18 protein-coding genes and 1 CRISPR repeat array are annotated in these 22,939 nt (G+C 68.8%); of the genes, 8 read left to right on the top strand and 10 right to left on the bottom strand.

The window, feature by feature from the left end:
- The first annotated feature begins 19 nt into the window (after positions 1-19).
- Positions 20-760, top strand: a complete 741-nt coding sequence (locus AVME950_RS08290) for a lysophospholipid acyltransferase family protein (protein WP_284429410.1) — start codon at positions 20-22, stop codon at positions 758-760.
- Positions 761-839: 79 nt separating this feature from the next.
- On the opposite strand, the gene AVME950_RS08285 is transcribed toward AVME950_RS08290, so the two are convergent.
- Complete coding sequence (locus tag AVME950_RS08285) at positions 840-1,292, bottom strand: Lrp/AsnC family transcriptional regulator (RefSeq protein ID WP_284429409.1); 453 nt, start codon at positions 1,290-1,292, stop codon at positions 840-842.
- A 319-nt stretch (positions 1,293-1,611) separates the two neighbouring features.
- On the opposite strand from AVME950_RS08285, the gene AVME950_RS08280 reads away from it, so the two are divergent.
- Together AVME950_RS08280 and AVME950_RS08275 are read left to right on the top strand one after the other, a co-directional pair.
- Positions 1,612-2,376, top strand: coding sequence for a 2OG-Fe dioxygenase family protein (locus AVME950_RS08280; RefSeq protein WP_284429408.1), 765 nt, complete (start codon positions 1,612-1,614; stop codon positions 2,374-2,376).
- 3 nt (positions 2,377-2,379) lie between these two features.
- Complete coding sequence (locus AVME950_RS08275; protein ID WP_284429407.1) at positions 2,380-3,294, top strand: LysO family transporter; 915 nt, start codon at positions 2,380-2,382, stop codon at positions 3,292-3,294.
- A 68-nt stretch (positions 3,295-3,362) separates the two neighbouring features.
- On the opposite strand, the gene AVME950_RS08270 is transcribed toward AVME950_RS08275, so the two are convergent.
- Positions 3,363-4,430, bottom strand: coding sequence for an ABC transporter ATP-binding protein (locus AVME950_RS08270; protein ID WP_284429406.1), 1,068 nt, complete (start codon positions 4,428-4,430; stop codon positions 3,363-3,365).
- 148 nt (positions 4,431-4,578) lie between these two features.
- On the opposite strand from AVME950_RS08270, the gene AVME950_RS08265 reads away from it, so the two are divergent.
- Positions 4,579-6,207 (top strand): ABC transporter permease, encoded by a 1,629-nt coding sequence (locus tag AVME950_RS08265; protein ID WP_284429405.1) that lies wholly within the window; start codon positions 4,579-4,581, stop codon positions 6,205-6,207.
- A 33-nt stretch (positions 6,208-6,240) separates the two neighbouring features.
- Positions 6,241-7,815: direct repeats of the CRISPR family, unit length 32 nt; unit sequence GTTTCAACCCACGCGCCCGCACGGGGCGCGAC.
- 203 nt (positions 7,816-8,018) lie between these two features.
- Here the strand turns inward: AVME950_RS08265 and cas2 are convergent.
- Genes cas2 through AVME950_RS08230 form a run of 7 tightly spaced genes read right to left on the bottom strand, consistent with a single transcriptional unit; the run spans position 8,019 to position 15,752 of the window.
- Positions 8,019-8,309, bottom strand: a complete 291-nt coding sequence (gene cas2 / locus AVME950_RS08260) for a CRISPR-associated endonuclease Cas2 (protein ID WP_284429404.1) — start codon at positions 8,307-8,309, stop codon at positions 8,019-8,021.
- A 13-nt stretch (positions 8,310-8,322) separates the two neighbouring features.
- Complete coding sequence (cas1c, locus tag AVME950_RS08255; RefSeq protein ID WP_284429403.1) at positions 8,323-9,363, bottom strand: type I-C CRISPR-associated endonuclease Cas1c; 1,041 nt, start codon at positions 9,361-9,363, stop codon at positions 8,323-8,325.
- Positions 9,348-10,007 carry a CRISPR-associated protein Cas4 gene (cas4, locus tag AVME950_RS08250; protein WP_284429402.1) on the bottom strand — a complete coding sequence of 220 codons (660 nt, stop codon included), beginning with the start codon at positions 10,005-10,007 and terminating at the stop codon, positions 9,348-9,350. Before cas4 ends, cas1c begins: the two co-directional genes overlap by 16 nt.
- 28 nt (positions 10,008-10,035) lie before the next feature.
- Complete coding sequence (gene cas7c / locus AVME950_RS08245; protein ID WP_284429401.1) at positions 10,036-10,917, bottom strand: type I-C CRISPR-associated protein Cas7/Csd2; 882 nt, start codon at positions 10,915-10,917, stop codon at positions 10,036-10,038.
- Positions 10,914-12,740: a type I-C CRISPR-associated protein Cas8c/Csd1 gene (cas8c, locus tag AVME950_RS08240; RefSeq protein WP_284429400.1), complete on the bottom strand. Its 1,827-nt coding sequence runs from the start codon at positions 12,738-12,740 to the stop codon at positions 10,914-10,916. The genes cas7c and cas8c overlap by 4 nt, the downstream gene beginning before the upstream one ends.
- Entirely contained in the window at positions 12,737-13,411 is a 675-nt protein-coding gene (gene cas5c / locus AVME950_RS08235; RefSeq protein ID WP_284429399.1) for a type I-C CRISPR-associated protein Cas5c, read from the bottom strand. The genes cas8c and cas5c overlap by 4 nt, the downstream gene beginning before the upstream one ends.
- 52 nt (positions 13,412-13,463) lie before the next feature.
- A complete protein-coding gene (locus tag AVME950_RS08230; RefSeq protein ID WP_284429398.1) occupies positions 13,464-15,752 on the bottom strand; it encodes a CRISPR-associated endonuclease Cas3'' in 2,289 nt (762 codons plus the stop codon).
- 247 nt (positions 15,753-15,999) lie between these two features.
- On the opposite strand from AVME950_RS08230, the gene AVME950_RS08225 reads away from it, so the two are divergent.
- From AVME950_RS08225 to AVME950_RS08210, 4 genes are all read left to right on the top strand, one after another.
- Positions 16,000-17,529 (top strand): DegQ family serine endoprotease, encoded by a 1,530-nt coding sequence (locus tag AVME950_RS08225; RefSeq protein ID WP_284429397.1) that lies wholly within the window; start codon positions 16,000-16,002, stop codon positions 17,527-17,529.
- Between the two features lie 166 nt (positions 17,530-17,695).
- Positions 17,696-18,355 carry a response regulator transcription factor gene (locus AVME950_RS08220; RefSeq protein ID WP_272565085.1) on the top strand — a complete coding sequence of 220 codons (660 nt, stop codon included), beginning with the start codon at positions 17,696-17,698 and terminating at the stop codon, positions 18,353-18,355.
- Positions 18,355-19,845, top strand: coding sequence for an ATP-binding protein (locus AVME950_RS08215; RefSeq protein ID WP_502869387.1), 1,491 nt, complete (start codon positions 18,355-18,357; stop codon positions 19,843-19,845). The genes AVME950_RS08220 and AVME950_RS08215 overlap by 1 nt, the downstream gene beginning before the upstream one ends.
- Positions 19,842-21,242, top strand: coding sequence for a phospholipase D-like domain-containing protein (locus AVME950_RS08210; protein WP_284429395.1), 1,401 nt, complete (start codon positions 19,842-19,844; stop codon positions 21,240-21,242). Before AVME950_RS08215 ends, AVME950_RS08210 begins: the two co-directional genes overlap by 4 nt.
- Before the next feature lie 144 nt (positions 21,243-21,386).
- Here AVME950_RS08210 and AVME950_RS08205 read toward each other — a convergent pair whose 3' ends face one another.
- Positions 21,387-22,922, bottom strand: coding sequence for a PepSY domain-containing protein (locus tag AVME950_RS08205; protein ID WP_284429394.1), 1,536 nt, complete (start codon positions 22,920-22,922; stop codon positions 21,387-21,389).
- Positions 22,923-22,939 lie beyond the last annotated feature (17 nt).

The following is a 22,939-nucleotide window of genomic DNA, read 5'->3' as shown; positions in this document are numbered from 1 at the left end:
CCGCCACCGGGCCCGCGGCATGAAGCGCCAGGTCCGCGCCGCATGGCGCCTGGTGCGCGTGCTGGTGCATCTGGTGACCGGGCTGGGCACCGTGGCGCTGCGGTTTCCCCGCATGCCGGAAAGCGAGCAGCACGCGCGCGTGCAGGCCTGGTCGCGGCAGATGCTGGTGCACGCCGGCATCACCCTCGACGTGCGCGGCACGCCCGCGCCCCATGGCCCGGTGCTGCTGGTGGCCAACCACCTGTCCTGGCTCGACATCACCGTCATGCATGCCGCGCGGCATTGCCGGTTCATCTCCAAGTCGGACGTCAAGGGCTGGCCGCTGGTGGGCACGCTCGCCACGGCGGCCGGCACGCTCTACCTGGAGCGCAGTTCGCGCCGCGATGCCGTCCGCATGGTCCGGCTGATGCAGGAAGCGCTGGCGCGCCGCGAGGTGCTGGCCGTGTTTCCCGAAGGCACCACGGCCGATGGCACCGCGCTGCTGCCGTTCCACGCCAACCTGCTGCAGGCCGCCGTGGCCGCCGATGCCCCCGTGCAGCCGGTGGGCCTGTGTTTCGTGGAGCGCGCCACCGGCGCGCCGACCACCGCGCCCAACTACGTGGGCGACGACACCCTGGTCGGTTCCCTGTGGCGCACCTTGACCGCAGACGCCTTGGTGGCGGTGGTGCATTACGGCCCGCTGCAGCAGGCGCAGGGCCGCGACCGCCGCGCCTGGGCCGACGATCTGCGCCACGCCGTGGACGCCCTGCGCCGCCCCTGAGCCACGCCCCAAGGCACGCCTGCCGGCATCGCAGCCATCGGTGCCGCTGCGCCGCTGCGCCGCTGCGCCAGTGTCCGTGTCAATGGGTGCGGGCGGGATCTTCCAGCGGCAGGAGCCGGTTGGCGATCTGCGTGGACTTCACGATGGACGTGCTCGTCGTGGCATACGGCGCGAGCTTGCCCAGGCAAGGGTCCAGCGCGTCGATGTCGCGCAAATAAAGCCGGCAGAAGAATGCGTCGTCGCCAGTGACCTTGTCGCATTGCACGACTTCGTCGATTTCACGAATCACCTGCTCGACCCGGGATAGCTCTCCGGGCAGCGGGCGCACCCGCACGATCGCTGCAATCGGAAACCCAATGGCCTTGGGCGATACCTGGATGGAGAATTTCTCGATCACTCCCTGGTCGATCAGTCGCTTGATCCGTTCGGCGCAACTGGGCTGGGACAGGCCGACCCGCTCGCTGAGCGCTTTCACGGTGGTCTTGGCGTCTTCGTGCAAAGCGCTCAACAGATTCCGATCAATGTTGTCCATATTATTCAAATGAGGTAACAGCTAAAAATATCTAATTTAATTAGGATGATTGGCATTTGAATCTCATTTTTTGCATTCCTCTCATTCGCTCCCCCTTATTAGAATGGGTGCCGTTTCAGCAGAGGGGCAATATAAGCGACCTGGGGCGAAATCGGAGGCGCGATTTTCTCCGGGCTTATGCGGATCGGGCATGGCTTATTGCGTGCCAGGAATGCTGCTGGACTTTCCATGTGGCGCGCTCCCGGCGGTCGGCTCGCGGCAAAGCGACATTTGCCGCCGTGAATCGACCGCGGTGCCGCCTTTTCAATGCAGAGATCAAATGATTCAACACCAGCTCAAGACACACGGTTACTGCCAATTCATCCCCGAGATCGAATGCGATCCCGACGAACTGAAAATCCTGCACCAGGAGTTCGATGGCCTGGAGCACGACCCCTACGCGCCTGCGCAGGTCCAGCGGTTCCGGCGGTATGGCAACGGGATCATCCTTCCGTGGGCCGACCAGGCCGACATCCATTGGATTCCGACGGTGCGGGACGACCAGGGCGCCCGCCTGTCTGGCTACGATCAGGGCGGCAACAACCCGGAGCACCCCGACATCCGGTACTTTCACGCCCTGAGCGAGGCCGCCAAGGCCACCGATTTCCTCGGCGATCTGGTGAAGAAGGATTTCTCGCACACCTTCTGGTCGGAGGCCGACCGCCGTGCACCCATCTACTTCGGCGTGCATTTCGTGAAGCTCCGGTCCGGCTCGTCGTCCGACCTGGGCATCAGCTCACCCGACTGCTTCCACCAGGACGGCGAGCCCTTCACGTTCGCCCATCTGATGCGCCGCACGAAAAGCACCGTGGGCGGCACCAATTACATCGGCACGGTGGAAGCGCGTGGCCTCGGGCTGCACGAAGTGCCCAAGGAGCAGGTCATCGCGGAATTCGAACTCTCGCAGTTTCTCGAGAGCTTCGTGGTGCATGATCCGCGCGTATCCCATTATGTGACGCCCATTCGTCGAAAAGAAAATGAAATGGGTGACGGAGAACGCTGCGTTATACTCATCGACTTTTCCAGAATGAGGCAGAGCATTTAAGCCATGGGTGTTTTTTATTCCTTGCTCCCGATCGTGCTGGCGCTGGTGGGCGGTTTCCTTTCCGGGAAAATCATTCCGCCCCGATTTTGCAAGCGGCTGATCGGTTGGATATTGCCCCTGGTCTGGCTGCTGCTTTTCCTGATCGGCGTGGAGTTTGGCGAGGTCATTCTTTCTGCGCAATCGGTCGGGCAGGTGGTCAGGACGGCCGTGATCTTCGCCCTGCTGACCACCCTGGTGCCCTGCGGCCTGATTTTTGCGGCCGGCATTCGCAGCAGCGGCACGGCGGGCACCAAGGCCGGCAAACTGGGCTTTCACACCATCTGGCCGCCGCTGAAGGAGTGCTGCATCGCCCTGTCCATGGTGGCGCTGGGCAGTGCCCTGTTTTTCGTCAACCAGGCGTATCTGGCCGGTGCCCTCTGGCTGCCATCGAGCTCCGCCATCCTGCTGGCCTTGATCGTGTTGGTGGGCATCGACCTGGCCCACGTCAAGCTCAGTTCCCATTGGTTTTCATGGGCCGTGCTGTCGGTGCCGGTGCTCGTGGTGATCGGATCGTTCGTGGGTGCGGCCGCGGCGTCCTGGGCTACGGGCGAGGCCATGAGAACCTCGCTGGCGCTGTCGAGCGGCTTCGGCTGGTTCACCCTGTCGAGCGTCATGGTGGGGCACCACCTCGGGCAGACCTATGGGACCATGGCGCTGATGACCGACTTGTTCAGGGAGCTGATAGCGATCATCGCGCTCTACGCCATCGGTCGCTACCAGCCCGCGATCGGCATCGGCAGCGCAGGGGCCACGGCACTGGACTCCACGCTGCCGATCGTCAAGCAGGCCTGCCATCCGGATGCGGTTCCGCTGGCCCTGGTGAGCGGCTTCATCCTCACCATCCTGGCCCCCGTCTTCATCGCCTTCTTCCTGTCGTAGACGGCCGCTGTTCGCCTTGGATGGGGGCGAGGCAGGCCGTCGCCACCATCGACGCGCCCATCGCGGGATCAGGCCCGCGGAAACGCCACCACGTGGTCCACCTGCGGGCGAATGCCGATCCACTCGCCCACGGCGTGGTCGTGGTGGCTCGGCACGTGGGCCATCACCGTGAGGCCGTCCCGCAGCTGCAGCGTGTACAGGAACTCCGAGCCCCGGAACGACTTGCGGACGATGCGCGCCTGCACGGGCGAGGCGTCGTCGTGCACCACGTCGTCGGCCCGCAGCAGCACGTCGCATTCCCCGCCGGGGTAGCCCGTGGGCAGGGGGCACTCGGCCGCATCGGTCAGGTCGCCCAGCGGCGTGTGGGCCACCACGTTGTCCCCGCGCTGCTCCAGCGTGGCCGGCGCGAACACCCCGTGGCCGATGAAGTCGGCCACGAAGCGCGTGGCCGGGCGGTGGTAGAGCGCGTAGGCATCGTCCCACTGGTGCAACTGGCCGCTTTCCATCACGCCGATGCGGTCGCCGATGGCGAAGGCCTCCAGCTGATCGTGCGTGACGAACAGCGCCGTGGCGCCGGCCGCTTTCAGAATGCCGCGCACCTCGTGCGCCAGGCGCTCGCGCAGGTCCACGTCCAGGTTGGAAAACGGTTCGTCCAGCAGCATCAGCTGCGGCCGGGGCGCCAGCGCGCGGGCCAGCGCCACGCGCTGCTGCTGCCCGCCGGAGAGCTCGTGCGGAAAGCGTGCGGCGCTGCCCTCCAGGCCCACGAGCCGCAGCACCTCGTCCACGCGCGCTGCCTGTTCGGCGCGCGGCAGGCGGTGGATGCCGAAGGCCACGTTGCGCCCCACGGACAGGTGGGGGAAGAGGGCGTAGTCCTGGAACACCATGCCGATGCGCCGCTGCTCCGGTGGCACGCTGCGGCCCGCGCCGCCGCTCACCACCGCGCCGCTGAGCCGGATCTCGCCGGCCGTCACGGGCTCCAGCCCGGCCACTGCGCGCAGCAGCGTGGTCTTGCCGCAGCCGGAGGGGCCGATGAGCACGCCGATCTCGCCCGCTGCGAGGCCCAGGGTGACGCCGCGCACGGCGGCTTGCGCGCGGCCGGCGTAGCGCACTTCCAGTTGGGAGACTTCAAGGAACATGGCCGCGATTCTAGAAGGCGCCAATGCGTAGAATTCGCATTTGCATCCAGACGACCTTGCCGGTCTGCCCCCTCAGCGCTCGACCGAGGCCGTCTTCGACCGGAATGCCCCGTCCGATTCTCCCGACCCTTCCCTTCAGGGCCCGCCCTTGCCACGCCTTCTTTCCGCCCTGCGATCCATTCCCCTGCTGCTGCTCGCCGCCGCGCTGACCTTGCCGGTGCTGGCCGTGCTTGCGTCGTGGCTGCCGGGCAGCGCCGGTGGCGCCGAGGCCGGGGCCATCCTGCGCGAAATGGCCGTCACGGTGTTACCCGGCTACTCCGCCACCACCGTGTGGCTGGGCCTGGCCGTGGCCATCGGCGCGGCGGTGGTGGGCACAGCGACGGCCGCCGCCGTCACCCTGTTCGACTTTCGCGGCCGCCGCACGCTGGAATGGCTGCTGCTGCTGCCGCTGGCCATGCCGGCCTATGTGACCGCCTACGCGTACACCGACTTCCTGCAGTTCAGCGGCCCGCTGCAGGTGTGGCTGCGCGAAACCTATGGCCTGCAAGGCCGGCTGCTGCCCGAGGTGCGCAGCCTGGGCGGTGCGGTGTGGGTGTTCATCTTCTCGCTCTATCCCTATGTGTACCTGCTGGCCCGCACGGCACTGGGCGAGCGCGCCGCCCACCTCATGGAAGCCGCCCGCCTGCTGGGGGCGCCGCTGGCGCGGCGCGTGCGCACCGTCGCGCTGCCGCTGGCGCGCCCCGCGGTCGCGGCCGGCGTGGCGCTGGTTCTCATGGAAACACTGGCCGACTTTGGCGTGGTGAGCTACTTCGGCATCCAGACCTTCACCACCGGCATCTACAAGGCTTGGCTGTCGATGGACAACCGCCTGGCCGCGGCGCAGCTGGCCACCATCCTGCTCGTGCTCGTCATGCTGCTGCTGCAGCTGGAGCAGCGTGCGCAGCGGCGCATGCGCTTTGCCGCGGGCGGGGCGGGCCGTGCGGGCTCCGCCGAGGCCCAGCCGCAGCGGCTGCAGGGACTGCGCTGCGCCGCCGCCTGGGCGGTGTGCGTGCTGCCGGTGGTTTTCGGCTTCGTGGCCCCGGTGGCCTTCATGCTGCGGCCCCTGGCGGCCGACTGGTCCGTGCTGCCCTGGTCGCGCTTTCTGGAGTGGGCCGGCAACAGCGTGCGCCTGGGCAGCATCACCGCCGTGCTGGCCGTGGCCATCGCCCTGGTGCTGGCCTTCGCCGTGCGGCGGCGGGCCGGCGCGCTCACCCGCGGCGTGGCGCAACTGGCCAGCCTGGGGTATGCCGTGCCCGGCGCCGTGATCGTCGTGGGCCTGCTGCTGCCCGTGGGCTGGCTGCAGGCGGCAGCCCCCCAGTGGGGCCTGCCATCGATCATCACCGCCACGGCGGTCGGCATCGTGTGGGCCTACCTCGTGCGGTTCTGCGCCGTGGCGCTGCAGTCCATGCAAAGCGGCTACGCGCGCATTCCCGCCAGCCTGGACGACTCCGCCCGCATGCTGGGCGCCGGCGGCGCCGGCCTGCTGGCCCGGGTGCACTGGCCCCTGCTCCAGCGCTCCACGGCCGCCGCGGCGCTGCTGGTGTTCGTCGACGTGATGAAGGAACTGCCCGCCACGATGGTGCTGCGGCCCTTCAACAGCGACACCCTGGCCGTGGTCGCCTACCAGTTGGCGCGCGACGAGCGGCTGGGCGAGGCGGCCTTGCCGTCGCTGGCGCTGGTGGCGGTGGGGCTGGTGCCGGTTGTGCTGTTGAGTCGGACGTTGCGGAGCCGGGGGTGAGGGGGAGATAGAGGGGGCGGCTTTTCAAAGCCTGTTTAAAACCACGCACCCGCACGGGGCGCGACGGGCGATCAGGTCACGTTGCCGAAGTCGCCGTAGATGTTTCAACCCACGCGCCCGCACGGGGCGCGACGCAAGTCCGCGATGGCCCATCGCAGCTGCTGATTGTTTCAACCCACGCGCCCGCATGGGGCGCGACCCCAAGATGCGCCGTTGATGAGATCCACCGCTTTGGTTTCAACCCACGCGCCCGCACGGGGCGCGACGCGGCCATCGGCGCCCCAGATGAATTCCTTGCGACTGTTTCAACCCACGCGCCCGCACGGGGCGCGACTCAATCAGGTCCAAGTACCCAGGATCAATGGCCGCGTTTCAACCCACGCGCCCGCACGGGGCGCGACCTGCCTGGGGATCGGGTGATGGAGTTGGACTCCGTGTTTCAACCCACGCGCCCGCACGGGGCGCGACCAGCCGCGATCTTCGCGCCACGTGCCGGGGATGAGTTTCAACCAACGCGCCCGCACGGGGCGCGACGGGGCCTTGGATTGAGCAGCCGTGCCGTGCTGCAAGTTTCAACCCACGCGCTCGCACGGGGCGCGACAGACTGCCGTTTCCAAGGTCCACAGCACACGCTCGTTTCAACCCACGCGCCCGCACGGGGCGCGACACCGTTCGCGCTGGGGAATCTCTGATGGCTGAAAGTTTCAACCCACGCGCCCGCACGGGGCGCGACGGACCGGGCAAGGGAGCATTGCGCAGCAAGACCGTGTTTCAACCCACGCGCCCGCACGGGGCGCGACCTGTCGTGCCTTTCATGGCCGGAAACGCAATGGCTGTTTCAACCCACGCGCCCGCACGGGGCGCGACCTTGAGCACGCCGCGCTTGCCCAGATCGATGCCCTTGTTTCAACCCACGCGCCCGCACGGGGCGCGACGCCTGGCCTGGGGTGATGTGGGCGAGCAGCCCTTGAGTTTCAACCCACGCGCCCGCACGGGGCGCGACCACGGACCGCAAAAGCACCGGCTCCGTCACGTTCGAGTTTCAACCCACGCGCCCGCACGGGGCGCGACGGCAGGCGGACATAAAGGGCTGTGTCGTGCTCAAGTTTCAACCCACGCGCCCGCACGGGGCGCGACAGGCCCGCCCGCGAGCGCCACGGGCCGCACAGCCAGGTTTCAACCCACGCGCCCGCACGGGGCGCGACCGCCACACGCCCACGGGTGGGCCGCCCACCTGCTGGTTTCAACCCACGCGCCCGCACGGGGCGCGACGTCTATAAGCCTCGTTACATTCGCGATCTTGTTAACCAGTTTCAACCCACGCGCCCGCACGGGGCGCGACAGCGGAGCAAAACGGACGAGGCCCGGAGCCTTTGGGTTTCAACCCACGCGCCCGCACGGGGCGCGACGCGTGGAAGAAATACGCCATGGCGCAGGGCGGCGTGTTTCAACCCACGCGCCCGCACGGGGCGCGACTGAGTCATGTTTGGTGTTTGGACTGCAGTGCAGGTGTTTCAACCCACGCGCCCGCACGGGGCGCGACCACCACGGCGGCCACCAGCCCAAGCCGCCTATGGTTTCAACCCACGCGCCCGCACGGGGCGCGACGGCCCATTTATAACCGCCTGTCCCCACTAGCAAAAATCCCCTCTCTCCGCGAACCCCTTCCCCCTGGCAGGCGTACCAGCGCCTCTCCCACGTGCCAGGAGAAAAATCATCGATCAATCAAAGAGTTAGAACTCCGCGAAGCGCGATGGCCGTGCCCAGTCGCTTGGGGTTCGCAAAATGGCGCCGCCGGTGCCCAAGGCGTGTTAGAGAATGAGCGGAGCGTTCAGGTCGAGAACGGGCTTGGCCCCCACGTGTTCCACCCGGTCTTTCCATTGTTGGCCCAGGTAGTAAAACCGCAGGCTGTCCGTGGCCGGGTCGATGATCTGGACCAAGCGGTTTTTCAGGGCCACCCATTGTGCCGAGTCCACTTCGATCTCGAACACCGAGTACTGCACGCGCTGGCCAAAATCCAGGCACGCTTTGGCGATGTACCGCAGGCGCCGGGCACCCACCTTGTCCTGCGAACGGACGTCATAGCTCACAAGCACCATCATGATCGGCGATGCCTCATTTCCAAAGGAAGGGTGGGTAGGCGTCGAGGTCGCCGCGCAAATGGCGGGCCAGCAATTGGGCCTGAATGAATGGAAACAGCCCGATGGGCGCCTTCTCTTGCAGAAAAACGTGTCGCAGCGTTTCGCGCTTGCGCTCCTGGTAGGCCGTCAGCACCGTCTTGCGCGATTCTTCGCGCAGCAGCACGGCGCCGTTGTCCATCGTCTGAAAATCGCGCTCGCCGATCTGGCGCAAGTTGATCAGCGACAGCGCCAGCCGGTCGGCCAGCAGCGGCCGAAACTCCTCCAGAAGGTCCAGCGCCAAGCTGGGCCGGCCTGGCCGGTCGCGGTGCAGAAAGCCCACCGCCGGATCCAGCCCCACGCTTTCCAGGGCCGAGCGGCAATCGTGTGTCACCAGCGTGTATAAAAAAGAGAGCAGGGCGTTGACCGCATCCAGCGGCGGCCTGCGGCTGCGCCCGGTGAACCGCATGGCGGTGCCGGGCACGCGGATGAGGTGGTCGAACACCCCGAAGTAAGCCTGCGCCGCTTCGCCCTCGTACCCGCGCAGCAGGTCCACCGACGGTGTCTGGGCCAATTTACCGGCGATGCGTTCCAGACGCTGGTGGGCATGCGCCAGGGCGGCTTCGTCTCCGGCCGCCAGCTTGCTGCTGTGATCGCGCAGGGCCCGGCCCAGCACGGCGCGCTGGTTGTGCAGCTTGCCCTGCAAAAGATTGCGCACGATGCCGGCACACCCCTCGGGGTTGTCCGCGTTGCGGTACTGCGCGCGCCGCAGCAGGACGTTGCCGGACACGGGTCCTTCCACCCGTGCCAGAAACCTGCCGTTGGTCGTGAGAAAGCAGGTGCTGATGCCCTGCTCCGCGCAATAGCCCAGCAAAGGGGGCGACACCAGCACGCGGCCAAAGCACACCAGGCTTTCCAGCATGTGCACGGGCAGCCGGGCACGCACCGTTTGCTCGACTTCCATCACGATGTTCGCACCATCCTTGTGAAGCCAAGCCCCTTCGGTGGTCACATAAAGGGTGTTCAGCTGTCTGCGCATGGTGGCTCCGCCTCGCTGTCTTCTTTCAGTTGTCGGGCGAGCCAGTCGTTCACGCTGCTCTTGCGACCCAACAGTTTGGGTTGGCACAGGTCGAGCAGCGAGCAGGCATCGCAGCGCTTGGGGCTGTACTGCGCGGTGGGTGTGATGTTCGCGTCCAGCATGGCGCGTGTGGCACCGATGGTTTCCCGCGTGAGTTGGCGCAGGGCCTGATCGAACGGCACATCGGTGCGCCGGCGCGTCTCGCCATAGAACAGGGCGCCTTGCGCAATCGGCTGCTCCAGCATCGCTTCCAGGCACAGGGCCTGCGCGCACAATTGCACTTCGTCTGCGCGATGGGCCTTGGGCCGCCCGCGTTTGTATTCCACGGGAAACGCCTGTTCGCCGTCTTCGTTCTCGTGGAACTCCACCACATCCGCAATGCCGGTGATACCCAGCCCCGGGTGCGCCAGCGGCATGGCCGTGACCGTGCGGACACCGCGTCGGCGCTCGCCCCGGGGCTTGTCGGCGCGCTCGTGCAGCACCCGCCCCTCTGCGGTGTGGCGGCTTTCCGCCCACAGCTGCTCCACATGGATGAGGGCGCACTGGCGAGGGCAATACAGGTAGTGTTGCAGTGCCGAAAGGGCAATGAAGTCCGATTCGTCCACGGCCTGCCTCCAGGCGTGCGAAGCCGCGCTAGATCAGCTCACGAACGGCCACGCCCGAAGGAATGGCCGCTCGGTCGATCTCCACGCGGTAATCCGCAAACCGGCGTGGAGCGCTGTCTGCATCGGCCTGTGCCGGTGTGATCCGGACGGCATCGAACAGCACATGCGCCGGTGCATTGCCCATGGCGCTTTCATGCTCGAACACGATCAGCTTGCGGGCCGCCATTTCGCCGCGAGCGGCCGAGCGGTCGTGTTCGAACATGTTGATGAGCGCGCGCCAGAACAGCTCCAGGTCTGCGTCGGAAAAGCCCGTGCGCTCGGCCAGCTTGGCCGAGACAAAACCGTGCGCGCGGTACAGGCCATAGGGAATGATGTGCTTTCGGCCCATGGTGCGGTTGTCGCCGCTCTGCGCCTCGGCCTCCTTCTCGGTGGTCACGGCCATGCGGGTGATCGAAATCTCCAGCGGCACCACGGGGTCGATGGAGGTGGCGAACGCCATCTGCACCGGCCCGCGCACCTGGCCCGCGTTGACACCCGTGGTCATCACCGCGCCGAAGGTGCGCACGTCGAAGAAGTTGTTGCACATCCATTGCGTGATGGCGCGTGCTTTCTCTTCTTCCTTGGGCAGTTTCTTGTCTTCAGGTTTCAGCGACTGGGCATCGTAGGCTTTGCGGTGCTGGTTGTTGAGCACGGCCTTTTCCTGCATGTAGATGGCATAGCGCTCGTCGGCCGGTTTGTCCAGGCTGACGAAGTTGCGGATCTTGCGCTTGAGGCACACGTCGGTCACCAGGCCCCGGTTGGTCTCGGGGTCCAGGCGCGGCAGGTTGCCGGCGTCTGGATCGCCATTGGGGTTGCCGTTGGTGATGTCGAAAAGGTACACGAACTCGTAGCGGTGGGTGATGGCGGTCATGCGGCGGCTCCCTCGGTGTTGTCGGTGTTGGAATCTGCGGTGTCTTGTTCGGCCTCCGTGCCGCCTTTGGTGAAACGGCTTTGGGACTGGTGGTAGTACCCGATGGCGAAGCGGCCCTGGTCCTCGATGCGCAAGCTGCGCGGAAACTGCTCCCCCAGGCCATCGACGATTTCGCGGATGTCCTTTTCCAGGTTCACGGCCAGGCCCGGCTTGTCCTTGCGCAGCTTGCCCAGGTGGTTCTGCGTATTGCGCAGCAGCACTGGAAAGACGGATGCCGGCGTGGCCGATGCCGCGCCGTAATACCGGTCGCGGATGGTGGCATTGACTTGGCCGCCGAGCGCGCTGCGCTGCACCGCTTCCAGCACCGCGAACAGGCGGCCCAGCCGGTAGCCTGGGTTTTCGGATTGCTTGTCGAGACTCACGGGAACCTCCTCCTTGTGGATGTGTGTGTGGATGCCCAGCCGCTTCTCCCGGGCCAGGATGCCTTTGCAGATCGCCGCGCGCAGGCCTGACAGGTTGCCGTCCGAGCGGATGCGCATGAGGGTGTTGGCCAGCAGGCTGCGCGGATAGGGCCGGCCGCTGAGCACCGAGCGCATGAATTCGCCGGCCAGGTTGTTGAAGGCATCGTCCATCTTGGGCATGGCGCCTTCGCGGTTCGGTACCGTCGCAAGGAGGACGCGGCGCGCGGCCGGCGCGGTCTTCCAGGGCACGGGTTCGATCCGAAAGTCCTGCGCATGCTCTGCCAGGCGCTGGGCGAATAGGCCCAGCGTGCCCGTCTCCCAGAAGCGGATGGAGATGCGCGAGGCGTTCGGAGCCAGCCCCAGCACGAACATGCGCGTGCCGTCCTGCAGCTTTGGATTCAGTTCGCTCAAGGGGCGTCCCTTCGCGATCTGCTCCAGCACCTCACGCACCCGCGCCGCTTCCTGGGAGTCGTCCGGCGGCGCGTTGAGCAGCGACTCGAATGTCAGTTCGGCTTCCTGCGCCTGATCGGCATCGTCCGCCTCCGCCCAAAACACCACGCTCGCATCGCCGATCTGGATGCGCTGGCGGTTGTGCTCGCCGCGCCGCAGCAGGTGGTTGAGCACGGTGGTATAGGCAAAGGCGGCCTGCTCGGAAACGGGCGCGTTCTCGCCCTGGCTCTTGCCATACGACGTGAACGACTCCAGGTTGAACGACACGATGGATGCGCCAGAGCTTTGCGCACCGTTCACGCCCTTGATGCCCGGGTGCAGACGCGCCACTGGCAGTTGCTCGCCGGTCACCAGGCAGTGGGCCAGCGCGTGGGGCGCCGCATCTTCACTGCCCAGCAACCGTGCGCGCACCGTTTGCGCGGCGGGGCGCTCGTGCAGGTAGGTGCGCTCGCCGTCCAGGCGAAAGACGACGTTGGCGTCCAGCATCTCCGGCGTGAAGGGGGCCTCGGCAAAGCGCTCATGCGTCCAGCTGGACAGAAAGCCCAGCAGCGCCTTGAGTCCCGCATCCTCCGTGCCTGCCAGGCTTTCCTGGTGCAGCGCCTTGAAGGCTTCGTGCTCCTTGTCCGCACGCTTGCTCGTGGCGCTGGCGCCCAGCACATAGCTGGTCTTGTCCCAAAGAAAGTTCGACTTGATGCCCACAGTGCGCTTTTCGGGCTGCGGCACGTTCATCGGGCGCGGCAGCGGCTTTTTCCCGGAGGTGTCGCGGATGTCGTTCACATCCACCACGCGCCCATCGGGTGCCAGCAGAATCTCGTAGCTGATCTTCTCGGGGCTGTAGCCGAAAGGCGAGAGCCCCTCTTCGCCGCGCGCCAGCAGGCGCTGGTAGTAGGTGTTGAGGGCCTGCAGGATCATGCCTTGACCTCTTCGCTGTGCCAGGGCGGCACCTCGATCACGCCGTCCGCCATCTGCGCGCGGAAGAAGCGGGGCGACATGCCCCGGTCGAAATCGATGTCGTGCAGCGTCCAGCCCAGGTCGCGCGCCTCCTGAAGGCTTTCGTGCTTCTCGGGGATGGGGTCGCTGTCTTCGATCAGCTGGAAGTTCGCCGGAAACTCCCGCACGCCCATGCAGGGCTGCTGAAAGCACTGCCCCTTGCGCGCGCGGCGGTTGAAGATGTCCAGGTGCTTGCCGACCGAGTCCTCGGCGCCGGCCTTGGGAGTCAGATCGAAGTGCGCTTCGATCACATAGGCCACGTCGCGCAGGATGGTGGCAGCGCGCTGTTGCCGGTCTTCATCGACGTAATTCGTCAGCCCCGCGGTGTCGCCGGCCTTCATGGCCTTGGTCACGCTGGCGGGGGAGAGCTTGCCGCCCACTTCGTTGCGCCGAATGGATTCGAAGCGGATGGGATTCAGCACATGGATGCGGTCGACGTGCCATCGGATCGCCGGCTTCCAGTGGATCGCATCGAGGATCCCGCGCGCGGCGGAGGGGGTGATGACGTCGTAGGAGACGCGTTCCACCTTCATTTCGGGGCGCGTAAAGCAAGCGCGTTCGCCCCAGACCTTGAGCTTCACTCCATATCCCATGGGCCCTCCCGGTTGTTTCATTGGATCATCGCTGGCCGCCCCGACAGCGGGCTTACCAGTTCAGGTGTTCGGTGCGGATGAATGCCGGGTGATCCCAGCTCAATCCAAATTGCGGGTCGTAGAGGCCGTCGTGGGCGAGCACCATGAACTGGTCGCCCCATTTTTGAGGCGCGACAGGAATGACCGCGCCCGCGTTGTACAAAGCATCGAAGCCCTGGCGGGGCAGTTGCACCAGATAGGGCTGCAGCTTGCGCGCGAGGCCGACGCTGCCTTCGGCGTGCTCCAGGTCGCGCAGAAAGCCTTTGGCATCGTCGTCATACGGCACGATCACCGGCATCTGCACGGTGTCGATCATGCGGAATTTCGTGGCCAGCGTTTCCATGGGAAGGCTGTCGATGCGGCTTTCGCGCAGCAGGCCCATGAGGTCGGGCTTGTCGAGCGCATCGCCTCCCTTTTGCCAATACAACAGAGCGAAGTAGCGGCCGATGGCCTCGGGCGACAAAGGGTCGCCTGCGTTCTGACGCAGCACTTCGCGGGCGGCCTGGGCGTATTGCTTCAGTTCAGGCGGCGGGGCCCAGTCTTCGTTGGCGGTGGCAAACACCCGCACGTCGCTGGCGTCCAGGGGCCTGCCGCCTTCGCGGTTGCAGCGGCCTGCCGCCTGGGCAATGGAGTCCAGGCCCGCTTCGGCGCGCAACACGGTAGGGAAATCGACATCCACCCCGGCTTCGATCAAGCTCGTGCTCACCACCCGGCACGGCTCACCATCCTTGAGCATCTGCCGCACCTCGGCCAGCACGGCGCTGCGGTGTTTGGCGCACATCAGCGTGGTCAGGTGGCGTGCGCCGGGCAGATCGGCCATGGCCTGGTAAACGGCCCTCGCATGGCGGCGGTTGTTGACGATGCACAGCACCTGTTCGCGCGAGCGCATCTCGGTGGCCAGCGCCTCGTCGCTCAGCGTGCCCACATGCCGCACCCGCACGCGTTCGAGCTGGCGGAACAGCCTGTCCGGCTCGGGTGCCAGCTCGCGCACGCCCGTGAGCCCGCCCTCGAACGCCGGCGCCTCCAGGGCGGGCTGCGTGGCCGTGCACAGCACCACGCTCGTGCGGTAGTTGCGGGCCAGCTCATCGATGGCGGCCACGCAGGGCCGCAGCAACTGCAGCGGCATGGTCTGCGCCTCGTCCAGGATCACCACGCTGCCCGCGATGTGGTGCAGCTTGCGGCACTGCGAGGGCTTGGCCGCGAACAGGCTTTCGAAGAACTGCACGGCGGTGGTGACGACGATGGGAGCATCCCAGTTCTCCATGGCAAGGCGCAGCTTCTGGACCGACTGGTACTTCTCGGGGTCATTGCGCGGGGGCGGCTGTTCCACGAAGGCGCTGTGGTGCTCCAGCACGGCAGCCTCGCCCAGCGGGCCCAGTGCCTTGCGGAACACGGCGGCGTTCTGCTCGACGATGCTGGTGAACGGGATCACGAAGATCACGCGCTGCAGCCCGTGGCGAATGGCGTGGTCAAGCGCGAACGCCAGCGATGCCAGTGTCTTGCCGCCCCCCGTGGGCACCGTGAGCGAAAACAATCCTGGCTCCTGCTCCGCCTGGCCCCGCACATGGCGCAGGATGTTGGCACGCAGGCGGTTCACGCCGCTATCGGGCTGGAACTGGCCCAGGAAGTGGTCGAGCTGCTCGCGCAGCGCCACGAGCGTGGGCGGCGCGCCGCCGCCACGGCGCAGGTCGGGGCGTTTTTCAGCGAGGTGGTAGAACGCCTCGGTATCGAGGAAGTCCGCATCCACCAGGCACGAGAACAGCATGCGGGCGAGAAACGCCAGCTGGAACGGATACCGGTCCTTGGCCTGTTGGCGGCCCTGGCCGCTGTAGGGCTTGAAGCCCGCAGGCGCCCCGAGGCGGGCGGGCAAGGGGATGTCCTGTTCCCAGGCGGGGTGCAGCGCCGGCAGGTCGGACGACAGCCGGTCGGCCAGGGCCGTGCGTTCGCCCTCGCCCTGCCCATTGGCCAGCCCCGCATGGTGGCCGGCAATGCCGTAGGCCAGCAGTTGCCCCATGTCCCCCAGGCGCTCCTGCGCGATGCGTGCCCCCCAGGTGGAGTGGTCCACACGCAGCGGACTGCCGCGCAGCCTTTCCTGAAAGGGCTCGGTGTACTTGCCCAGGTCATGCAGATGCCCGATCACCCGGGCCAGCGCCTCACCGCCGAAAACAGCTGCGAATTCTCCGGCCCCTCGGCCCACGGCGTGCAGATGGTCCGGCAGGGGCTGCCAGCCGTGCGGGTCCGCGCTGCCGGTGGAATGCGCATAAAAGCGCGGCGTGCCAGTGCCTTGCTCTGGGGCGTTCAATGGTTTGTCCTCCCTTTGGATCGGTGGCCGCAGTCCCTTATGGATGAGCTGTCGGCGGGGGCATTGTGGCGGTTGTGTGTGGCGGGCCGCCTGCGGGATTTCCCTTTGGTGCGCCTTCTCGGTCACGTCCAACGACTGAACTGCGCCGCACCGGGCCTGCATCGCCAGCCCCCGGATGCCCCTAAGCCACACCTAAGTCTCGTTGCCCAAACTGCCCCCCATGCAACGACCCAACGAAAGGATTGCCATGAACTCCGTTCTATCGACCCCCCGCCGCCTGACCCTGGCCCTGCTCACTGCCGGCGCCATCGGGGCCACCGGCGCGGGGCTGGTGACCAACATGCATTCCAGCCGCGCCGCCATGCCGCCTGCCGCGGTGCAGCCGGCGGCCATGCCGTCCACGGGCGGCGTGACGGCGCCGGACTTCGCGCAGATCACGGCGCGCAACGGTCCGGCGGTGGTCAACATCAGCGTGAGCGGTACCACCAAGACGTCCATGACCGATTCGGACGACGACGATGACGAGACCGCGGCCCACCCGCGCAGCGGCGCGCAGGGCATCGACCCCAACGATCCGATGTTCGAGTTCTTCCGCCGTTTCGGCATGGTGCCGCCGGGCCTGCAGGCCCCCGGCCGCCAGCGCGAGGTGCCCACGCGGGGCGAGGGATCGGGCTTCATCGTGAGCGCCGATGGCGTGATCCTCACCAACGCCCACGTGGTCAAGGGCGCCAACATGGTCACCGTGAAGCTGACCGACCGGCGCGAGTTCCGGGCCAAGGTGCTGGGCTCCGACCCCAAGACCGACATCGCGGTGCTCAAGATCGACGCGAAGGACCTGCCCGTGGTGCAGCTGGGCAGCACGCGCAACCTGGCGGTGGGCGAGTGGGTGCTGGCCATCGGTTCGCCCTTCGGCTTCGAAAACAGCGTGACGGCCGGCGTGGTGAGCGCCAAGGGGCGCTCGCTGCCCGACGACAGCTACGTGCCCTTCATCCAGACCGACGTGGCGGTGAACCCCGGCAACTCGGGCGGCCCGCTGTTCAATGCGCGCGGCGAGGTGGTGGGCATCAATTCGCAGATCTACAGCCGCTCGGGCGGCTACCAGGGCGTGTCGTTCTCCATCCCGATCGAGGTGGCCGCCAAGGTCAAGGACCAGATCCTGGCCACGGGCAAGGCCAGCCACGCGCGCCTGGGCGTGTCGGTGCAGGAGGTGAACCAGGCCTTTGCCGATTCGTTCCAGCTCGACAAGCCCGAAGGGGCGCTGGTGGCCGGCGTGGAAGAGGGCGGCCCGGCCGACAAGGCGGGCCTGAAGTCAGGCGACGTGATCCGCAGCGTGAACGGGCAGCCCATCGTGGCCTCGGGCGACCTGCCGGCCATCGTGGGCCAGGCGGCACCCGGCACGCAGGCGCGGCTGGAGGTGTGGCGCCATGGCAAGCGCGAGGAGTTCACCGCCACGCTGGGCGATGCGAGCGAGAAGGCCACCAAGATCGCCAGTTCGGAAAAGTCGAGCGGCAAGGGCCGGCTGGGCCTGGCGCTGCGGCCCTTGCAGCCGCAGGAGCGCCGCGATGCCGGCGTGGACGGCGGCCTGCTGGTGGAGGATGCCCGCGGCCCCGCCGCACTGGCCGGCGTGCAGCCCGGCGACGTGCTGCTGGCCATCAACGGCACGCCGGCGCGGGGCGTGGAGCAGGTGCGCGAGGCGATGGCCAAGGCGGGCAAGTCGGTGGCCCTGCTCATCCAGCGCGACGGCGACAAGATCTTCGTGCCGGTGCCGCTGGGCTGAAGCCCCGTCCTGCGTGGCGGCATTGGGCCAGCCGCTATGCTTGGCGGCCATGGACGCCGCCGCCTGTTCGCAACCCCCACGCACCCGCGCCGCTGGCGCTGCGATTGCCGCAGCCGCCGCCGGCGCGGTGGCGTTTGAGACCTGAAAAGAAGAGGAGGGCCGCCCCATGCGCCTGCTGCTCGTGGAAGACGACACCATGATCGGAGAGGCCGTGCACGATCTGCTGCGCGCCGAGCATTACGCGGTGGACTGGGTGCGCGACGGCGAGATGGCCGACACCGCCCTGCGCACGCAGACCTACGACCTCGTGCTGCTGGACCTGGGCCTGCCCCGGCGCGACGGCCTGGCGGTGCTGCGCGACCTGCGCGCGCGCAAGGACCGCACCCCGGTGCTGGTGGCCACCGCGCGCGATGCGCTGGCCCAGCGCGTGGAGGGGCTGGACGCCGGCGCCGACGACTACGTGCTCAAGCCCTACGAACTCGATGAACTGCTGGCCCGCATCCGTGCCCTCACGCGGCGCGCGGCCGGGCGGGCCGAGCCGGCCTACGAGCACAAGGGCGTGCGGATTTTGCCGGCCACGCGCGAGGTGACGGTGAACGGCGCGCCCGTGGTGCTGTCGGCGCGCGAATGGGCCGTGCTGGAGCCGCTGCTGGCGCGCCCGGGCATGGTGCTGTCGCGCACCCAGCTCGAGGAAAAGCTCTACGGCTGGAAGGACGAGATCAGCAGCAACGCCGTGGAGGTGTATGTGCACGGCCTGCGCAAGAAGCTGGGCGCCGAACTGGTGCTGAACGTGCGCGGCGTGGGCTACATGGTGCCCAAGGCATGATGCCGCCCGCCGCCCAGGACCCGCCCCACAGCCAGCCCCCGGGCCCCGGCGGGCCGGCGCCGCGCGCGGGCGCACCGGCGCATTCGCTGCGCGCGCGGCTGCTGTGGTTCCTGCTGGCGGCGATCGTGTGCACGGCGCTGCTGCAGATCCTCCTGTCGTACCGCTCGGCGCTGTCCGAGGCCGACGAGATCTTCGACTACCACATGGAGCAGATGGCGATGGCCCTGCGGCCCGGCCTGCCGGAGGTGCCGGCGAACGCGCCCGGGCCGCTGGTGCACGACGACGAGAACTACGAGTTCGTCGTGCAGGTCTGGTCGGCCGAAGGCTTGCGCGTGTTCGAGTCCGCCGTGGGCGCTGCCCTGCCGCAGCGCGCGGTGCTGGGCTTTTCCAAGGTGAAGGCGCACGGCACCACCTACCGCGTGTTTTCGGTGCAGACGCGCTCCCAGGTCATTCAGGTGGCGCAGGACATGGCCGTGCGCAAGGCGATGGCGCGCGACCTGGCCCTGCGCACGGCCGGGCCCATCGCGCTCATGGCGCCGCTGCTGGCGCTGGCCGTGTGGTGGGTGGTGAGCGGCTCGCTCGCGCCGGTGGAGCGCGTGCGCCGCGAGGTGGCGCAGCGCCAGGCGGACGACCTGTCGCCCGTCGACGGCGATGCGCTGCCCGCCGAGGTGCAGCCGCTGGTGGACGAGCTGAACCTGCTGTTCGCGCGGGTGCAGCGGGCTTTCGAGGCGCAGCAGCACTTCGTGGCCGATGCGGCGCACGAGCTGCGCTCGCCCCTGGCCGCGCTCAAGCTGCAGGCACAAGGGCTGCTGCGCGCGCCCGATGCCGAGGCGCGCGGCGTGGCCGTGGCCCGCCTGTCGGCCGGCATCGACCGGGCCACGCGGCTGGTCGAGCAACTGCTGGCCCTGGCGCGGCAGGAATCCAGCGTGGCCGCCGGGGCGCCCGCGCAGCCCGTGGTGCTGGCCGACCTGGCGCTGCAGGCCGTGGCCGATGCGGCGCCCGCCGCCCAGCAGCGCGGCATCGACCTGGGCCTGGCCCGGGCGGATGCCACCCCCATTGCGGGCCATGCCGAGGCCCTGCGCATCCTGCTGCGCAACCTGGTGGACAACGCGGTCAAGTACACGCCCGACGGCGGCGTGGTGGACGTGCATGTGATCGCGGATGCGTCCGCGAACGGCGCGGAAGCGGGCGGCGCCGTCACCCTGGTGGTGGACGACAGCGGCCCGGGCATCGGCGAAGGCGACCGCGAGCGCGTGCTGGGCCGGTTCTACCGCGCGCCGCAGGCGGCCGAGGGCGGTGCGCAGGTGCCGGGCAGCGGGCTGGGCCTGGCGATCGTGCAGTCCATCGCGCGCATGCACCAGGCGCAGGTTGCCCTGGAGGGCTCGCCGCGCCTTGGGGGCTTGCGGGTGTCGGTGCGGTTCGATGCGCTGGCGGGGGCCGCACCCTCCGCGCCGGCCCCGCAGGCGCCATCGGCCGGGGACGGCGCTTGACCGGCTTCGCCGTCCTCTCGGGCCTGGGCCACGCGGTGTTCGTGGCGGTGGGCCTGCTGATCTATGTGATGGGCACGCGCATCGGGCGGCAGCGGCGCCACCCCTCCGCCGCGGTGGCCTGGGTGCTGGCCATCGTGGCCTTTCCGTACGTGGCGGTGCCGCTGTTCGTGCTGTTCGGCGTCCGCAAGTTCGCGCGGCCCCTGCGCCGTCCGCGCAAGGCGCAGCAGGAGACCGCCGCGGCCGCCGCGCAGCCCGCCGGCCCGCCCTGGGCCGCGCGGCTGCTGGCCAGCATGGAGTTGGAGCCGGCGGTGCGCAACGCGCGCGTCGTGCTGCACGCCGACGGCACGCAGGCCCTGCGCACGCTGCTCGCGACCATCGCCTCGGCGGGGCACCGGCTGGACGTGTGCACCTTCGTCTTCGGCGACGACCCGGTGGGCCGGCAGGTTGCGCGGGCCCTGGGCGAATGCGCGCAGCGCGGCGTCGCCGTGCGGCTGCTGCTGGACGCGGTGGGCAGCCTGGCCACGCCCGGCGCGCTGGTGAAAACGCTGCAGGCGCAGGGCGTGCAGGTGCGCCGCTTCATGCCCATGCTGCACAACCCGATGCGCGGGCGCACCAACCTGCGCAACCACCGCAAGCTGGTGGTGGCCGACGGCGAGCGGCTGTGGAGCGGCGGACGCAACCTGGCCTGCGAATACTTCCTCGACCAGCCCGGCCACCCGGCCTGGATCGACCTGAGCTACGAGGTGCACGGCCCCCTGGCCCTGCAGGCCGCCGCGCAGTTCGAGGCCGACTGGAGCACCGCGAGCGGCCGCCTGGTGCGCGCCGCGCTGCCCCAGCCGCTGCCGCCGGGCCCGCCAGATGGCCCGTTGGCCCAGTGGGTGCCCAGCGGACCGGACCACGCCGACGACACCGTGCATGCCCTGCTGCTGGCCGGCGCCTACCACGCGCAGGAGCGCATCGTGGCGGTGACACCGTATTTCGTGCCCGACGACGCGCTGCTGGACGCCTGGTGCATGGCCTGCCGCCGCGGCGTGCGCGTGAGCCTGCTGTTGCCCTGGCGGTCCAACCACCGCCTGGCCGACTGGGCCCGCGAGCGCGCCCTGCGCGAACTGGCCCAGGCCGGTGCCGAGGTGTGGCTCGCACCGGGCATGGTGCACGCCAAGGCCGTGCTGATCGACGACGACCTGGCCCTGTCCGGCTCGCTCAACCTCGACGCGCGCAGCCTGTTCCTCAACTACGAGGCGATGACGGCCTTCTACGGCCCGGCCGAGGTGCAGTGGCTCTCGGACTGGTGCGCGCGCCAGATCGCCCTGGCGCGGCCCTATGTGCCCCGGCGCCCGTCCTGGCCGCGCGACATCGGCGAGGGCGTGGTGCGGGCGGTGGGCTTTCAGCTGTAGGACGGCCGTTCGCCCGGCGCGGGGCTCCCGCAAAGCGGTGTTTTGCTATTGTTTTTATAGCTTCATCGGCAATAAGTACTAGGGCATGAGGCGGTTTTTATATCGAAACCGCCCGGCGGGCGCCCGGGCCGGCCGGTCTTGCGCTCACGCCCGGCCCGCCTTGCGCCGCAGCCGCCGCCAGCCGATCACCATGCCCGTAGCGCTCAACGCCGCGCCCCCCAGGCCCAGCACCAGCATCACCGCGTCCCACAGCGGGCGCCGCTCCAGCAGCGGCACCCAGTCCCAGCTGTGCAGCATGGCGAAGAGCCAGCGGCTGGCGCGGCGGTGGCCGTCCAGGCGGCCCAGCACGGCGCCGGTGAGCGGGTCCACGTGCACCCAGGTGGCGTGTTCGTCGGCGAACACCGCGCGCAGCACCGGCAGGGGTTTGGCGGGCGCACCCGTCATGGTGTGGGGCGCGCGGGCGTAGTAGTACAGGTCGTAGTGCGCCAGCGTGTCCACGCGCACCAGGGGCGCCACCACCAGGCGGGCGATGGCCTCGCGCAGCGCGGCGGCGTCGATGGCGGTGGGCGCGGCCGTGGCGGCATCGAGCACCTCGGGCGCGCCCTGGGCGGGCTGCGCCAGCACCAGCGTGCGGCCCGTGGCGCGCACCCAGCGCAGTTCGCGCGTGGCGCCGCCGGTCGGGGCGAGCAGCGCGGCCAGCGAGGCCGCGGGCGGGTGCGGGCCCTGCGGCGGGCCCACGGCCAGCGGCCCGCCCTGCAGCGCCGCCAGATTCAGCGGCGGCGCGCCGCTGTCGAACAGTTTCCACGGGTTCATCGACATGAAGCCGCTGAAGATCCACGCGATGGTCGCCGCCGAAAACACCAGTCCCAGCGCATGGTGCCAGCGCATCGCGGGCGTGGGGTAGGGCGTGCGCGCGCCGCTGCGGTAGCGCCCGCGAAAGCGCCAGCGCTGCAGGCCCACGACGGTGCCGGCCAGCGCCGCCAGCGTGCCGGCCACGGCGAGCGTATTCACCGTGGCGCTCCAGTAGGGTTGCAGTGCGTTGCCGCGCAGCGGGTAGAGCCAGTGGATCCACGTGCCCACGTAGCCCCACAGGCGCTCGGTGCGCGGCGCATCGCGCACCACCTCGCCCGTGGTGCCGGACACGTAGAGCACGGTGCCGTCCGCATCGTGCAGCCGCACGCGGTGCAGCGGCCGGTGCGTGTCCAGCCCGCGCGAATGGGTGAACGCATCTTCCTGCAGCGTGCCCTCGTAGTCCGCGGCCACGCGGGGGCCGGCCCAGGCCGCGGCGCTGGCCAGCGCGCGTGGCGCGTCCACCGCGCGCAGCACCTCGCCCGTCGCCGCGTCGATCACCGTGGCGGGCGAGCGGGGTGGCGCCCCTTCGGGCCGGACCAGGTACACCGCGCGCCCGCCGCTGGCCACCGCCAGGCGCAGCTCGGCCAGCGGCACCAGCGCCAGGCCGGCGGGCGCCAGCGCGGCGGCGGGCTCCCGCAGGCCCGCGCCGTCGCCCAGCGGCGGCAGGTGGGCGGTGCGCTCGGCCTCGGTGAGCTGGGGGTAGCCCACGTACATCATCACGATGCCGGAGACGAACCACATGGCGAAGAAGCCGCACAGCAGCACCCCCAGCCAGCGGTGGGTGAGAAACAGCCAGCGCTTGGCGCGCACAGGGCGGGTCCAGTCCATGGTGCGTTTCCCCGTCG

The organism is Acidovorax sp. SUPP950, assembly GCF_030158935.1.
Lineage (GTDB): Bacteria > Pseudomonadota > Gammaproteobacteria > Burkholderiales > Burkholderiaceae_C > Paracidovorax.
This window is presented reverse-complemented; position numbering and strand designations above follow the sequence as displayed.

Coding starts and splice junctions, on each gene's coding strand:
- AVME950_RS08290 (WP_284429410.1), top strand. CDS start 20: ATGAAGCGCCAGGTCCGCGCCGCATGGCGCCTGGTGCGCGTGCTGGTG.
- AVME950_RS08285 (WP_284429409.1), bottom strand. CDS start 1,292: ATGGACAACATTGATCGGAATCTGTTGAGCGCTTTGCACGAAGACGCC.
- AVME950_RS08280 (WP_284429408.1), top strand. CDS start 1,612: ATGATTCAACACCAGCTCAAGACACACGGTTACTGCCAATTCATCCCC.
- AVME950_RS08275 (WP_284429407.1), top strand. CDS start 2,380: ATGGGTGTTTTTTATTCCTTGCTCCCGATCGTGCTGGCGCTGGTGGGC.
- AVME950_RS08270 (WP_284429406.1), bottom strand. CDS start 4,430: ATGTTCCTTGAAGTCTCCCAACTGGAAGTGCGCTACGCCGGCCGCGCG.
- cas2 (WP_284429404.1), bottom strand. CDS start 8,309: ATGATGGTGCTTGTGAGCTATGACGTCCGTTCGCAGGACAAGGTGGGT.
- cas1c (WP_284429403.1), bottom strand. CDS start 9,363: ATGCGCAGACAGCTGAACACCCTTTATGTGACCACCGAAGGGGCTTGG.
- cas7c (WP_284429401.1), bottom strand. CDS start 10,917: ATGACCGCCATCACCCACCGCTACGAGTTCGTGTACCTTTTCGACATC.
- cas8c (WP_284429400.1), bottom strand. CDS start 12,740: ATGATCCTGCAGGCCCTCAACACCTACTACCAGCGCCTGCTGGCGCGC.
- cas5c (WP_284429399.1), bottom strand. CDS start 13,411: ATGGGATATGGAGTGAAGCTCAAGGTCTGGGGCGAACGCGCTTGCTTT.
- AVME950_RS08225 (WP_284429397.1), top strand. CDS start 16,000: ATGAACTCCGTTCTATCGACCCCCCGCCGCCTGACCCTGGCCCTGCTC.
- AVME950_RS08220 (WP_272565085.1), top strand. CDS start 17,696: ATGCGCCTGCTGCTCGTGGAAGACGACACCATGATCGGAGAGGCCGTG.
- AVME950_RS08215 (WP_502869387.1), top strand. CDS start 18,355: ATGCCGCCCGCCGCCCAGGACCCGCCCCACAGCCAGCCCCCGGGCCCC.
- AVME950_RS08205 (WP_284429394.1), bottom strand. CDS start 22,922: ATGGACTGGACCCGCCCTGTGCGCGCCAAGCGCTGGCTGTTTCTCACC.